Here is a 12,396-nt window from a genome sequence, read left to right as displayed (position 1 = left end):
CCCGCCCTCCTCGGGAAGCAGAGCGTCAGTATGTCGCCGTCAAACCAAGGGACCCCCCGCACACCCGCCAGAGCCTGCTTATCCTTGCTGCCTTCCGGCCCTGGGGAGGTTCACAGGGTGACGCCGTGCGAGGGGTCGACCTCAGTCTATGGCATCCCCAGCCCCGGATTGGCACGCTTACGCGCGTAGTCTCCGCCGCATGCCCACCTCGACGCACGACACGCTCCTGCACATCGCCGAACGGACCCACTGGGACGCCGCCCGCGTTACGGGAGGCCCGTACAGCATGTCCACATTGGGCAGAACACTCGATGAAGAGGGCTTCATCCACTGTTCGTCTGACATGACTCAGGTGGACGGTGTCCTCAGCCGGTTCTACGGCGCCGTACCCCGCTCAGACCTGGTTCTGCTGGTCGTCGACGTGTCCCGTCTGGGGGTCCCCGTCCGGTACGAGCAGGTCGGCGACGAGGTCTTCCCGCACGTCTACGGGCCGATCCCGATGCCTGCCGTAATCGATGTCAGGTCAGTGCCCGAGAACCGGTAGGCTGCCCCGTGGAGGATTCGCCTAGTGGCCTAGGGCGCACGCTTGGAAAGCGTGTTGGGTTCACGCCCTCACGAGTTCGAATCTCGTATCCTCCGCTCGTCTGACCTGGCTTAACGCGATGAGGGTGGCACCCACGGGTGCCGCCCTCATCGCGTTCAGTCTCAGTTGCCCTTGCGGAAGCTCACCCAGGGCCGGGCCTGGCCTCCTGGAAAGACAGATTCACTGCACCGAGGGTGCCCAGCAGCTCAGAGCCGCCGGACGATGCATCGCCCTCCAACGCGCCGTGGCCGTCCAAGCAACCGGCATGACCTTCTCCACCGAATCCGCCGAGGACTTCGTCCACGAACGCCCGGTCCAGGTCGGCAAGGTCACCAAGGGCACCACCCTCAACGCCAAATAGTCCGACGTTTTGCCTATCAACGTCCGAAGCCCGCCCGAGTCGCTCATCTGACCTGCCGAAACACATTTGGATTTCCCGAAGCTGCACCAGCGTCGTGCATGCGCGGCGGCAGGAGTGGTCGGCGAAGGAGTGCGGTCGGCGGGCGGCCACTCCTTTTACGCTGGACCAGTGAAGTCTGTGGTGTTCGATGTCGGCGAGACCCTGGTGGACGACACGCGTGAGTGGGGGGCGTGGGCTCGTTGGCTCGGCGTCCCCGCTCACACGCTGTCGGCGCTCGTGGGCGCCGTGACCGCCCAGGGGCGCGACAACGCCGACGCGCTGCGGTTGATCCGGCCGAATTTCGACCTGCCAGCCGAACGCCAGGCCCGAATCAATGCGGGATGCGGTGAGCAGATCACCGAGGCCGACCTGTACGGCGACGTCCGCCAGACCCTGGCTGGGCTGCGCGCCCGGGGTCTGTGGGTCGGCATCGCGGGCAACCAGACCTCGCGCGCTGGTGACTGCCTGCGTGCACTGGACCTGCCTGCCGACGCCATCGCCACCTCACAGGAGTGGGAGGTGGCCAAACCGGACCCAGCCTTCTTCACCAGGCTGGCCGAGTGGGCACCCGGCACGCCCGGTGAGATCGTCTACGTCGGGGATCATCCGGCTAACGACATCGGACCCGCCAAGGCCAGCGGGCTACGGACGGCGCTCGTCCGCCGGGGACCATGGGGGTACCTGTGGGCAGACGACCCGGAGGGCGGCGGGGCTGCGGACTGGGTGCTCGACGGCTTGGCCGAACTTCCCGACCTCCTCAGCTGACAACCGGCGCTTGCCGAACGCGGCCGTGTACCGTACCCGCAGTAGCTATTACGGAGCGTTCGGTGACCCGGGACAAGCAGGTCGGCCATCGCATCGCCGCAAGACGCGTGGCGCGCCGCCTCACTCAGCGCCAACTGGCCGAGAACGCGCACATCTCGCTCAGCACCTTACGCAAGGTCGAGCAGGGCAGCCGCTCCGCCACCGACCGAGTCCTGGAGTCGATCGCCGATGCGCTCGGGGTCGCGCCCGAGGCCCTCACTGGCCGCCGGGTACATACCGACAGCCGCGTGCATGCGGCGGTTCCCGACCTTCGCGCCGCGATCGACGCATATGACATCCCCGATGACGGGCCGGTGCGGCCCCCCGCTCGGCTGCGCGAGGCGACCGACGCGGCAATGCGGCGCCGCCTGACCGCCCAGTACACGCGCCTGGCCGAAGAACTTCCGCCACTGCTCACCGAGCTATCGCGTGCCGTGCTGGTAGGTGGGCCCCGGCGGCGCATCGCTGCGGGCCTCCTCGCTGCGGCCTACCGCTCCGCCGACGCCGTCGCCTACAAGTACGGCTACTACGACCTGTCCGCGCGACTGATCGAGCTGATGCGCCGTTCCGCGCAGATCGCTGAGGACCCGGCGCTGATCGCCACAGCTGCCTACGTCCGAACTGAGGTGTTTTTCGCCGGAAGTCGTAGTCTCGCGCCTGGGCTGCGGGCGCTGGAAATCGCGCTTGACGACCTGCCGCCTCTGGCCTCGGTGGATCTGCGCGCTGCTGCGGGCGCCCTGCATATGCGTGCCGCCGTCGTGGCAGCCAGACTGACAGAGGACTTCGCAGCCGTCGACGACCACATCAAGGAGGCCCGGCGCCTCGCGCAGGAGGTACCCGAGGGCGTCTACCACGGAACCGCCTTCGGCCCGGCCTCGCTGCATGTCCACGAAGTCTCGGTCGCTGTCGAACTCGGGGACGCGACCGGTGCCGTCCAGCTCGCGTCGGGGGGGAAGACAGCCGTCGAAAGGCCGCAGCTGGACGGCCTGCCCGCAGAACGCCGCTCGCACTACTACGTCGACTTGGCACGCGCTCAGCTGTGGCTGGGCATGCGGGACGAGGCGGTTACCTCGCTTCAGACGGCCCGGCAGATCGCTCCCCAGCACGTCCGCGAGCATCCGTTCGTCCGGGATGCCCTGGTAACTCTGCTTCGCCTACATGTGTCACCTCCGCACGCCTTGGTCGCATTCGCCGAGTGGGCGCGCGTCATTTAGGCAGCTCAGGTGCTGTGACACCAGGTGTGTCACTTCCTGGCCTTGTGAGGCACGAGCATCGGTGTACGGGCCAGTGCGGCTGCACGGCCCCCGGGTGACAAGACGGCCCCGACCCACTGTTCGTGCAGTGGGGGCTCCGGCCTGACCGGAAGGAGACTTCGGCTGTGAAGAAGGTACCGCCTTCGCCACGCTCCAAGGGAGCGGGCGGCGATGAGGCGGAGCGGGCCGAGTGGCTCGACCGCCTCCATGAGGACTTCCCCGGCTGGGCGTTCGGGTACGCGCGGTACTCCAAGGTTCCGTGGGAGGCCCAGCGTTACCCGTTCCGTCTTCCACCCGGCGGCGGCGTCTCCTGGATCGAAACCACCACCCCGGAAAGGCTCCGCGAACTCGTCGGCGGCGTCCTCCAACTCGAGGCACAGCTCGACGCCGAGGACGGCGCACGGACCGCCGATGCGGTTCCCTCCGAGCGGTGTGTGCGGTGACCGCACCGTGCTGTGCCCAGCGGCGTGACGCGGCGCGGCGGGTGTGGCTGGGTGCCCTTCTCTGGTTTGGGGGTCTCGGCCCGTGGTGGCTGACGCTCGCGGGCCGTTGCGCCTGCGAGGAGTCGCCCCGTGGGCGCTGACGACACGACACGCATCAACATCGAGTCGATCCACCAAGCCGAGATCTACGACCTGGAGAACCGGTTCGGAGTGATCGCGTGGTTCGGGCACCACACCCGGCACTGGTGGGCGCTGGACGGCGACCACCTCGTTGAGGCCCGCACGCCGGACCGGTTGGGCGAGGAGATCATGGGTGCCCGCTGGTCGGACGCCCAGAGGCAGGCGCCTGACAGCGGCGCGTGCGGCGACGGGGAGGGCCAGGACGTCACCGAGTTCTTCGTCCCCCGGCGCCGATGAGCTGGAGCGGCGCCGCCCCTCTGATCCACGTTCGTCAACCGCTCGCTCACCGCTGTCCGGAACCGCCGGGCGGCGGCCCGACCCAACGAAAGGACTCAACGTCCAGGAACCCAGAGTGCTCACCTGCCGGCTGGCTACCAACCCAGGAGTCTGCCGGACGGCTTACTCCCAGAACTGATTAGGAACCATGAACCCCCAAGGTCCCTTAACACGCGACGATCACCCCAGCACGAACACGACCGTCGCTGGCGGACCCCCCTCCGACGCCTTCACCCGCGCCCCAAAGCTGTCGGCTGCGCCGTCGTGGTCTCTGCGGTACGCGCTGGCCGCGCCGTTCGTCAAGCTGGCGGCGGTGTTGGTCTACCTCGTCGTGGCGACGGTCGCGCTCACGATCACGGGGGCGGCCCCGAGTCGCGAGGACAAGACCGGCCAACTCGTCCTGGCTGCGGCGTGCACGGTGGCGGCCGGGCTCGCCACGCTCTGGCTGGTGGCCGTGTGGCGGCACAAGCGGGTACGGCCACGCCTGGCCGACTTCGCCTTGGTCTGCTCGCCTCGGCGCCCGGGCGCCGTCATCGGGTGGACGCTCGGGACGGGCGCGGCCGTGGTGTTGGCGATGGGCGTCTACGCGCGGCTGGTCCCTGCCCGGCAGGACGCCGCCCAGGCGGTGCATGACGCGCACGGCGCTCAGTTGGCCGCGCTGGTGCTGCTGACAGTTGTCTTGGCCCCGGTCAACGAGGAGGTGTTGTGTCGCTGTGTGGTCTACGGGGGACTGCGGTCCTGGCGCGGGCCGTGGTGCGCGGTGCCGGTTAGCGCCCTGGTCTGGGCGCTGCCGCACGCGGACTGGAAACTGATGCCTCTTCTGGTCGCGGTCGGGATCGCGCTGGCAGTTGTGCGGGAACAGACTGGGTCCCTCGCCCCGACGATCGCGCTGCACTCGGCGTTGAACGCCGCTGCCGTGTCTGTCTACAGTCCCCTGCTCACTGCGGCGCTGGCCGGGGTGATGCTCACCGTCTGCGGCCTCATCGCTCTGCAACCACCCCGTAGGCGCCTGCCTGCGTCATCTCATCAGGCAGGGGTGACCTGGTGACCGGCGGGCAGGCGGTTCCCGGACGGGTGCGATGCCGGACGGTCGCTCTGGACTTCGGCGGCACGATCAGCACCGATCACGCAGACCACATCCTCGGCCAGAAGAGGGTGGAACAACGAGCTGCCGCCGCACTGCACGAGATCGCCGGGATGGGGGTGCGTCTCCTGCTGGCGTCGAATGCGCTGGCACCAGAGACCCGCTGGCCAGCGCTTCAGGCGGCGGGCGTGCATGACCTTTTCGCGGTGGGCCTCATCTCGTACGCACTCGGGGTGGCCAAGGACGAGCCGCTGTTCTACGACCTGGTCCTCACCGCAGCGCGGTGTCCGGCCCGGGAGGTGCTGTTCGTCGGGAACAGCATCGCCGATGACGTGGCCGGGCCAATGCGCGCGGGCATGCAAGCGTGCCTCGTCCGACCAGGCGGGCTGCGGCCCGACGAGCAATTGCCAGATGGCGCGTTGCTGATCAGTCATGTCGCCGAACTGCCCCCACGCCTGGAGATCAGGTGACCACTCTCCAGGCTGCTCGCTGAGGCCACCACACCACCGCCGGAGGCGGATCCCATGCAGACACCCGAAGCGTTCGGCCCGGCTGAGCGGCTGTACGCGGCCGTCCGGGAACGCGCCCCCAAGCTCGCCGTAGCCATCGCCCACGACGACGAGACCGGTCTACCGCACGTGCACGTCACCGCTGGCTACGCCGGGCCATGGACCGTGCGGTGGAAAGGCGGGCGCTACCAAGGGCGGGTCCTCGAAACCGACCCATGGACACGGCTTCCGCACGATCCCGGCGAGGCCGCCGAAGCCATCGTCGACACCCTCCAAACGGTCGACGCTAGCCAACGCCCTTGAAACCCCGCGACCCGGGTTGAAGGCGCGCGCCCGGGTCGCGGTACCAACCCTCACTAGGCGCGCAAGCAGGAAGAGGTGCCTGCTATGACCTTCAAGACCGCCACAGACAACCCGCTCGCAGCACTCGCCGTGCGTCTTCAGCTCTACGGGCTCACCACCCATCTCACCGGCAAGGGGCTACACGTGATCAACCCCAAGGTTCCGGGATGCTGTGACGACGTCCGGCACCCTGCCGACCGGATCACCTGCCATCGGCGGCCCGCTGAGGATGGGCTCGACGGCGGGCGCTGGTTCTGGACGAGTTGGGGTGAGTCCCTCGCGCCCGTTCACCGTGTGGACGACGCGCTCATCCGCGTCCGAGCAAATCTCACCCGGGCGAATCACGAGCGGGATCATCTCGCCGAGATCGGGTAGCGGCCCTGCCGCAGCCCGCTATGCCTTCGACAAGGGGCCGGGTGCCGGGTCGGCTGACCTGGCACGATGCCCAGCCCTTCAGTCTCAGTTCTAGTCTCATTAGCGCAGCGTTCGGGCGCGTTCGGGCCGGTCCGCCGAGAGCCTCGCCTGCTCGACTCGGGCCGATGAGCTGGCGCCCTGTACGGACGTGATCATGCACGGACGGTGGTCAGCAGACTTGGAAAGCGTGTTGGGTTCACACCCTCACGAGTTCGAATCTCGTATCCTCCGCCTGGTATCGAGGCCGGTGTCCTGTGTGGGCACCGGCCTTCGTGTGTCTCGGGAGCCCGCGTACACCTGGGTGGGCTGGGCGTCCAGCACTTCGGCGCGGTGTGCTCTGGCCGGACGCGGACCGGTCGCTTACGGAACCGTAGGTAAACCGGGCGCCCGTTCTTCGTTACTTAGTAACGAAGCGTCTGAGCTGCGGGGTAATGGTTTACCGGACGTGGCAAGCGAGGTGACTCATGTTGTTGAGTTGCCTTCTCGGGGTCATGGCGACGCCGTAGACTCAGGGGGTGATCTTCAAGGCGGTGGGAGAGGGAAGGCCCTATCCGGAGCACGGTCTCTCGTCCAGGGACTGGGCCAAGATCCCGCCTCGTCAGGTCCGCCTCGACCAGCTCGTGAGCACCAAACGGGAGATGGACCTCCAGTCGCTCCTGTCGAAGGACTCCACGTTCTACGGCGACCTGTTCCCCCACGTCGTCCAGTGGCAGGGGGAGTTGTACCTGGAGGACGGCCTGCACCGGGCGCTCCGGGCCGCGCTTCACCAGCGGCAGGTGCTGCACGCCCGCGTCCTCGACCTGGACGCCGTCGACCTGGCCTGACCCCGACCCGAGCCCGAGACCGAGCTGGCCTAACCCCAAGCTGGCCTGTCCCCGAGCTGGTCTGACCTCAAGCTGGTCTAACCCAAACGGGCCTGAACCCGAGCTGGTTTGAGCCCGAGCTGGTCTGAGACCGAGCCCTCGTAGGTCAGACGCGGGCGGTGGTGTTGGACGTTGTCGTTGGTGACGCGGACAGTCCTGCTGCCTCCAGTGCCTTTCGGTACGCCGTCGCGGCCGTCGCCGGGTCCCGGACGAGTTCGAACAGTTCGCCCAGCTCACGGTACAGATGCGCGGCCGGACGCCCGGCGGGCATCGTCGACAGCTGCTCGGCCGCGGCGCGCAGCACGACGTGCGCGGCCCTCGGTTCGCCCTGGGCGACCCGCGCGCGGGCCAGGACGAGACGGGCCAGCACGGTCTTCTGCGTGCGCGACGCGAGGTCGCTGCCGGACGGCCGGGAGTGAGGCTGCGGCGCCGCCAGCGCCGAGCCGGTGTCCAGGAACTGTTCCAGGGTCGAGATGGCGTTCTCCAGGTCGCCGATCAGCACGAGCGCGCGCGCCCTGGCGATGGTGCTTTCGGTGGATTCCGCACCGTCCAGGCACGCCGTCCCCTGAAGGAGCTTCAGCGCCTCCTGCGCGGACTCCGGGGAGCCCTCGGGACGGGGGCGTTCGAACCCGTACTCACCGGCGGGCATCGGGTCGTGCCGCGCGTCGGCCGAGAACGGCATGACGCCCCTGAGCAGCGCCTTGGCGGCCGCGAGGGACAGCCGTGCGCGCGACTGCGCCGGGCCCTGGTCGCTGCGCGCGGCCAGGGCCTGGTCGGCGAGGTACAGGGCGTCGCCGATCGCGCCCTCCTCCAGCGCGCGCAGGCTGGCCCGCTGGTAGTGGACGCTCGCCGGCTCGTCCTCGTCGCTCTTCGGGTGTAGGAGGCGTTGTCCCAGCTCATGGGCCCGCGCGGGGTCGGAGCGATCCACGTAGGCGAGCAGGAGGATCCGTCCGACCTCGGTGTACTCCTCGCCGACGTCCAGCCCCAGCCGGTCGAGCCGTTCGACGGCGCGTTCGCCGAGCGCGACGGCCTGACCGAGGTCGCCGACGGCGTGGTAGCAGCGGGCCAGGGCGATCACCGGCGGCAGCCAGCTGGCCCGTCCCGGGTCGCGTTCGGCGTGCTCGCGCAGCTCCTCGAACAGGGCGATGGCCTCGTCGGCGCGGGCCAGTTCCTCCAGGGCGCGGGCGCGGCCCCACCGGGCGCGGGACGTCAGGTCGGGGTCGTCGCTGCGGGAGATCACCTCGTCGAAGCCGATCTCGGCGCCGGCGGCGTCGCCGCTCAGCAGCGCGAGGTGGGCATGGCGCTCCCGGACCTCGAGGTGGGCGCGCTGCTCCGGCTCGACGCCCTCGGCGAGATACTCGGGCGTGCAGCCGAGGCGCTCGGCGAGCATGCGCAGGACGGTAGGGGTCGGGGTGCGCTTACCCGACTCGATCAACGAGATATAGCTGTCGGAAAGGTCGTGACCGGCGAGCTGTGCCTGCGACAAGCGTCTGGTCAGCCGCAGGTTGCGGACACGTTCGCCGACGTTGCCTGGACCCGGCATGTGGACTCACTTAGCGGAAGTAAACAGGCGGCTGGGGTGCCGACATGATTGCACATTGCGGGTTATCGCACATCGAGAGTAATGAAGCGACGCGTGCTGGGGCGACCCGGCGGGGTGCACCGGACCTACGAGGGTACGCCGCCGCGCCGCCCTGGCGGACCGGTCGAGGCCGGGAGTCGGCCCGGCGATCGCGACACCTGTCACCCTCGGACGGTATCTGACCATCCAGAAAAGATCGCAAAAACCGCCGATATTGACCAGTGCGCCACGCTTCCGGGCCAGCACTGGTCGACGGACCCGGGCCCAGTCGGGCTCGCCGTCCGTCCCGCGGACCGCGCTGTCGGCGCCGATCACGCGGCCGCTAGAACTGGTCGTCGGGGCCGGGGCCGGTGGAGACGTCCTCCGGCTCGACCGTCTCCCGTGGCCTGCGCGGCGGCGGGGGCGGCGGCAGCGGCTCGTCCGGCGCCGGGTTCTTGTTCGGGAAGATCATCTCGCAGACTTCGAGGTAGAGCTGCTCGGGGTAGGGCAGGAAGTCCACGTTGGTGAGCGCCTGGTCCTGACCGGCGGACTCCAGGACGAACTCGCCGTAGCCGAGCATGCGGCCCGCGATCGTCCGCTTGAAGCTCATGTCGGTGACCTTGGCCAGCGGCATCATCGCGACCTTGCGGGTGATCAGGCCCGTGGTCAGCAGCATGCGCTGGTTGGTGATGACGAAGTAGTCGACGGACCATTCCGCGACCCGCCACACGAACCAGGCGAGCAGGATCAGCCAGCCCCACCACACCCAGGTGATGGCGGCGGTGACGGTGTTGCTCAGCACGCCCGCGAGGATCAGGCCGCCGAGGACGAGGGCGACGGGGACCATCAGCACGGCCGGATGCCGCCGCACCGTGATCACCTGGTTCTCGTGCGGGAGCAGGTACTTGTTGACCGACGCGGGCGCGGAGTCTCCGGGGGTGACCAGCCTCATGGGGGCCTCAGCCGATCGCGTTGACGAAGGTGGCGAGGGATCCGGCGGCGGAGGCGAGGCCGTTCGCCGCGTTCTCCACCGACTGGGCCGCGCCGTCCGGCTGCTGGATCACATAGAACGCCACGAAGGCCGCGGCGACCCATGTCATGTACTTCTTGGCGGGCACGGCTGCCTCCCGGAGCATTGACCCCACGGACCCCGATTCAGTTTCGCACAGCCCGCACGACCGGCAAAGCACGCCGCCGACGCGGGTTGCCCCCCGCCCCACGGCCTCTCGCCGCGTACGCGACGGGGCTGTTGTCGCGTCCGCCACGGCATTTCGCCGCGTCCGCCATGGGCTGTTGTCGTGGGCGACACCGGCTGTTGTCGCGCGCGCCACGACATGCTGCCGTAAGCGTTATGCCCTGCGGGATTTACGGGGCGTTGCCGAGGGAGGAGCGGCGGGCCCGGCGGCGTTTGTCCGCCGCGACCGTGGCGAGCACCTCCAGGTGCCTGCGCGCGATCCGTTCCACGAGGTCGGGCGGGGCCGCCCCCGTGACCTCCTCGGCGCCGTGTCGTGCGGCGGACACGCATCGGTCCACCGTGTCCGCGGCGTGCACCCCTTCGAACTCCTCAGTGAGCCGCTCCCCGATCGCGGCATAGCGCGGCAGGTCGCCGTCCCCTTGGTGAGCCATGACGTGTCCTCGCGGTCGCTCGCGCCGCCCGGTCCGTAACGGTCCCCTGTGCCGGGACGGCGGAGGGGAACGCGCGCTGGCGTTCCGTAGGCCCTTCGTACCCTGTGCCGCCGGGAACGAACATCGCCGCCGTCCACGCCCCCGAATCGTGACGCGCCGGGGCGGGGACGGGTGTCAGACGACGCCGTAGAGGCGGTCTCCGGCGTCGCCGAGGCCGGGCATGATGAAGCCCTGCTCGTTGAGGTGGGAGTCGATCGCGGCCGTCACCACCCGGACGGGCTCGGAGATGTCGGAGAACGCCTGTTCCAGGTATTTCAGGCCCTCGGGGGCGGCGAGCAGGCAGATCGCGGTGACGTCGTCGGCGCCGCGCTCGAACAGCAGCCGGATGGCGGCGGCCAGCGTCCCGCCGGTCGCGAGCATCGGGTCCAAGACGTAACACTGCCGCCCGGACAGGTCGTCCGGCAGCCGGGTCGCGTAGGTCTGCGCCTGGAGCGTGCCCTCGTCCCGGACCAATCCGAGAAAGCCGACCTCGGCGGTCGGCAGCAGGCGGGCCATGCCGTCCAGCATCCCGAGCCCGGCGCGCAGGATCGGCACGACGAGCGGCTTCGGGCTCGCCAGCTGGACGCCCTGGGTCGCGACGAGCGGGGTGCGCACGGTGGCCTCCGCGACCCGGACGTCGCGGGTGGCCTCGTACGCGAGCAGGGTGACCAGTTCGTCGGTCAGGCGGCGGAACGTGGGGGAATCGGTGCGGACGTCCCGGAGCGTGGTGAGCTTGTGCGCGACGAGCGGATGATCGACGGCCAGGGTCTGCATGCGCTCACCGTAGACCAAAGACCGCCCATCGCCCGGCTGGCCAACGAACCTGGATAGGACGCACTGAGCTGGGCACTATGGCGTTATGAACAGCGAGAGCGATCAGCGGCCGGGAGGTCCCCCGCGGGCACGCGAGTCCGCACCCGACCCGCCCGGCCCAGCGGCGCCTCCCGCCGAGGCCACCGCACCCCCGCCGACCACCCCGCCGACCCAGCCAGAGACCGTGCCGTCCCCCTCAGTGCCCGAGGCCATCGTGACCGATGTCACAACGGAGCCGGACGTCCCCCCGCGGCCGGGTCCGCAGGGCGACATCTCGCCCGAGCAGGTGCGCGAGCATCTTCGCCGTCGGGCGATCTTCCTGCGGGAACTGGCGGAGGCCCGTGAGCTGCGTCGTCGGGTGACGCCGCACCGGTCCCGGCGTGCGCGGATCCACGCGGCGCTGCGCCGCCGGACCTTCCGCATCAACTGACCGAGACCGGGCCCGGTAGATTCCTGCCGTTGGGCACCGATTCGTGGCGCTGACTCCCGGCCTCACGCGCGGGTGCGGCGGCCAGTTTGGCCGTCGGGTGCGCGAGCGCCGTCCGCATCTGCGACCATGCCCTGGCAGGAGACGCGCCGGTGGGGTGGAAATGACGGATGTGGACGCGACGGACTTCGCGGTCGTGGTGTATCGGGAATACGAGGGCTGGGAGGCCGAGGTCCTTCCGGTCGCGTTGACCGAGGACCTCGCCGGGCTCATCCACGCCCTGCGGCAGCAGCCGAGCCTCGGCGGCACGATCGGACTGGTCTCGGTCGGCGACGACTTCTTCGTCGCGATCCGGCTGCTCGGCGACGACGTCATGGTCTTCCTGTCGGACGTCACGGCGTCCGTCGACTGGCCGCTCGCCGGACAGGTCCTCGACTATCTGGACATTCCGATTCCCGAGGACGAGGAGCTCGACCAGGTCCTCCCCGTCGGCGACATGTCGATCTTCGCCGATCTCGGGCTGGACGAGATGGAGCTCGGCGCCATCTCCGGCGACCTGGAGCTGTACCCGGACGAGATGCTCCTCAGCATCGCCGGTCGCATCGGCTTCGCGCCCGCCTTCGAGCGCGCCACCGACGCCGCCTGACCGCGCCGTCCGGACGACGTCCGCGCGGCCACAGATCGTCACCGGAACCCGGTAACGGGCGCGCACATTTGCGGCGACGGCGGGCTTCGGCGGAGGTAAACGCAGGTAAGGGGTGTGACCGGGGCAACCTCCT

At 69.5% G+C, this 12,396-nt stretch carries 16 protein-coding genes, 1 tRNA gene, 1 other RNA gene and 1 pseudogene; 13 read left to right on the top strand and 6 right to left on the bottom strand.

The features are described from left to right. Positions 1-44: 44 nt before the first annotated feature. An RNA gene (gene ffs / locus ABD808_RS28330) (signal recognition particle sRNA small type) lies at positions 45-140 on the bottom strand. Between the two features lie 59 nt (positions 141-199). Between ffs and ABD808_RS28325 the strand changes: the two genes are divergently transcribed. The 11 genes from ABD808_RS28325 to ABD808_RS28275 all read left to right on the top strand — a co-directional run bounded on the left by ABD808_RS28325 (position 200) and on the right by ABD808_RS28275 (position 7,112). Beyond that, positions 200-544, top strand: coding sequence for a DUF952 domain-containing protein (locus ABD808_RS28325; protein WP_344902699.1), 345 nt, complete (start codon positions 200-202; stop codon positions 542-544). Between the two features lie 10 nt (positions 545-554). Then, a tRNA-Ser gene (locus ABD808_RS28320) sits at positions 555-639 on the top strand. Positions 640-1,112: 473 nt separating this feature from the next. Next, positions 1,113-1,748, top strand: a complete 636-nt coding sequence (locus ABD808_RS28315) for an HAD family hydrolase (protein ID WP_344902696.1) — start codon at positions 1,113-1,115, stop codon at positions 1,746-1,748. 62 nt (positions 1,749-1,810) lie between these two features. Then, positions 1,811-3,001 carry a helix-turn-helix domain-containing protein gene (locus ABD808_RS28310; RefSeq protein WP_344902693.1) on the top strand — a complete coding sequence of 397 codons (1,191 nt, stop codon included), beginning with the start codon at positions 1,811-1,813 and terminating at the stop codon, positions 2,999-3,001. Between the two features lie 164 nt (positions 3,002-3,165). Next, positions 3,166-3,483, top strand: coding sequence for a hypothetical protein (locus ABD808_RS28305; protein WP_344902690.1), 318 nt, complete (start codon positions 3,166-3,168; stop codon positions 3,481-3,483). Positions 3,484-3,612: 129 nt separating this feature from the next. Then, positions 3,613-3,900: a hypothetical protein gene (locus ABD808_RS28300; RefSeq protein ID WP_344902687.1), complete on the top strand. Its 288-nt coding sequence runs from the start codon at positions 3,613-3,615 to the stop codon at positions 3,898-3,900. Between the two features lie 187 nt (positions 3,901-4,087). After that, entirely contained in the window at positions 4,088-4,987 is a 900-nt protein-coding gene (locus ABD808_RS28295; protein WP_344902684.1) for a CPBP family intramembrane glutamic endopeptidase, read from the top strand. Next, positions 4,984-5,493, top strand: coding sequence for an HAD family hydrolase (locus ABD808_RS28290; protein WP_344902681.1), 510 nt, complete (start codon positions 4,984-4,986; stop codon positions 5,491-5,493). Before ABD808_RS28295 ends, ABD808_RS28290 begins: the two co-directional genes overlap by 4 nt. A gap of 54 nt (positions 5,494-5,547) precedes the next feature. Further along, positions 5,548-5,835, top strand: a complete 288-nt coding sequence (locus ABD808_RS28285; RefSeq protein WP_344902678.1) for a hypothetical protein — start codon at positions 5,548-5,550, stop codon at positions 5,833-5,835. Positions 5,836-5,919: 84 nt separating this feature from the next. Further along, positions 5,920-6,249 (top strand): hypothetical protein, encoded by a 330-nt coding sequence (locus ABD808_RS28280; RefSeq protein WP_344902673.1) that lies wholly within the window; start codon positions 5,920-5,922, stop codon positions 6,247-6,249. A 554-nt stretch (positions 6,250-6,803) separates the two neighbouring features. Further along, on the top strand, positions 6,804-7,112 hold the full coding sequence (locus ABD808_RS28275) for a type II toxin-antitoxin system VapB family antitoxin (RefSeq protein ID WP_344902670.1): 309 nt from the start codon (positions 6,804-6,806) through the stop codon (positions 7,110-7,112). A 145-nt stretch (positions 7,113-7,257) separates the two neighbouring features. Here the strand turns inward: ABD808_RS28275 and ABD808_RS28270 are convergent, their stop codons facing one another. From ABD808_RS28270 to upp, 5 genes and pseudogenes are all read right to left on the bottom strand, one after another. Next, on the bottom strand, positions 7,258-8,694 hold the full coding sequence (locus ABD808_RS28270) for a helix-turn-helix domain-containing protein (protein ID WP_344902667.1): 1,437 nt from the start codon (positions 8,692-8,694) through the stop codon (positions 7,258-7,260). 472 nt (positions 8,695-9,166) lie between these two features. Next, positions 9,167-9,664 (bottom strand): annotated as a pseudogene (locus ABD808_RS28265) (PH domain-containing protein); the annotation flags it as partial. Between the two features lie 7 nt (positions 9,665-9,671). Next, a complete protein-coding gene (locus ABD808_RS28260; RefSeq protein ID WP_344902664.1) occupies positions 9,672-9,830 on the bottom strand; it encodes a hypothetical protein in 159 nt (52 codons plus the stop codon). A 247-nt stretch (positions 9,831-10,077) separates the two neighbouring features. Beyond that, positions 10,078-10,338, bottom strand: coding sequence for a hypothetical protein (locus tag ABD808_RS28255; RefSeq protein ID WP_344902661.1), 261 nt, complete (start codon positions 10,336-10,338; stop codon positions 10,078-10,080). Positions 10,339-10,512: 174 nt separating this feature from the next. Further along, positions 10,513-11,151 (bottom strand): uracil phosphoribosyltransferase, encoded by a 639-nt coding sequence (gene upp / locus ABD808_RS28250; RefSeq protein WP_344902658.1) that lies wholly within the window; start codon positions 11,149-11,151, stop codon positions 10,513-10,515. An 85-nt stretch (positions 11,152-11,236) separates the two neighbouring features. Between upp and ABD808_RS28245 the strand changes: the two genes are divergently transcribed. Together ABD808_RS28245 and ABD808_RS28240 are read left to right on the top strand one after the other, a co-directional pair. After that, positions 11,237-11,620, top strand: coding sequence for a hypothetical protein (locus tag ABD808_RS28245; protein WP_344902655.1), 384 nt, complete (start codon positions 11,237-11,239; stop codon positions 11,618-11,620). Between the two features lie 160 nt (positions 11,621-11,780). Then, positions 11,781-12,263: a tRNA adenosine deaminase-associated protein gene (locus ABD808_RS28240; protein WP_344902652.1), complete on the top strand. Its 483-nt coding sequence runs from the start codon at positions 11,781-11,783 to the stop codon at positions 12,261-12,263. The last annotated feature ends 133 nt before the right edge of the window (positions 12,264-12,396 follow it).

Origin of the sequence: Actinomadura meridiana, assembly GCF_039537545.1 — a bacterium.
Lineage (GTDB): Bacteria > Actinomycetota > Actinomycetes > Streptosporangiales > Streptosporangiaceae > Spirillospora > Spirillospora meridiana.
This window is presented reverse-complemented; position numbering and strand designations above follow the sequence as displayed.

Bases quoted from the DNA above. Each gene is read 5' to 3' on its own strand.
- upp (WP_344902658.1), bottom strand. From the start codon at position 11,151: ATGCAGACCCTGGCCGTCGATCATCCGCTCGTCGCGCACAAGCTCACC.
- ABD808_RS28325 (WP_344902699.1), top strand. From the start codon at position 200: ATGCCCACCTCGACGCACGACACGCTCCTGCACATCGCCGAACGGACC.
- ABD808_RS28280 (WP_344902673.1), top strand. From the start codon at position 5,920: ATGACCTTCAAGACCGCCACAGACAACCCGCTCGCAGCACTCGCCGTG.
- ABD808_RS28295 (WP_344902684.1), top strand. From the start codon at position 4,088: ATGAACCCCCAAGGTCCCTTAACACGCGACGATCACCCCAGCACGAAC.
- ABD808_RS28270 (WP_344902667.1), bottom strand. From the start codon at position 8,694: ATGCCGGGTCCAGGCAACGTCGGCGAACGTGTCCGCAACCTGCGGCTG.
- ABD808_RS28240 (WP_344902652.1), top strand. From the start codon at position 11,781: ATGACGGATGTGGACGCGACGGACTTCGCGGTCGTGGTGTATCGGGAA.
- ABD808_RS28255 (WP_344902661.1), bottom strand. From the start codon at position 10,338: ATGGCTCACCAAGGGGACGGCGACCTGCCGCGCTATGCCGCGATCGGG.
- ABD808_RS28285 (WP_344902678.1), top strand. From the start codon at position 5,548: ATGCAGACACCCGAAGCGTTCGGCCCGGCTGAGCGGCTGTACGCGGCC.
- ABD808_RS28245 (WP_344902655.1), top strand. From the start codon at position 11,237: ATGAACAGCGAGAGCGATCAGCGGCCGGGAGGTCCCCCGCGGGCACGC.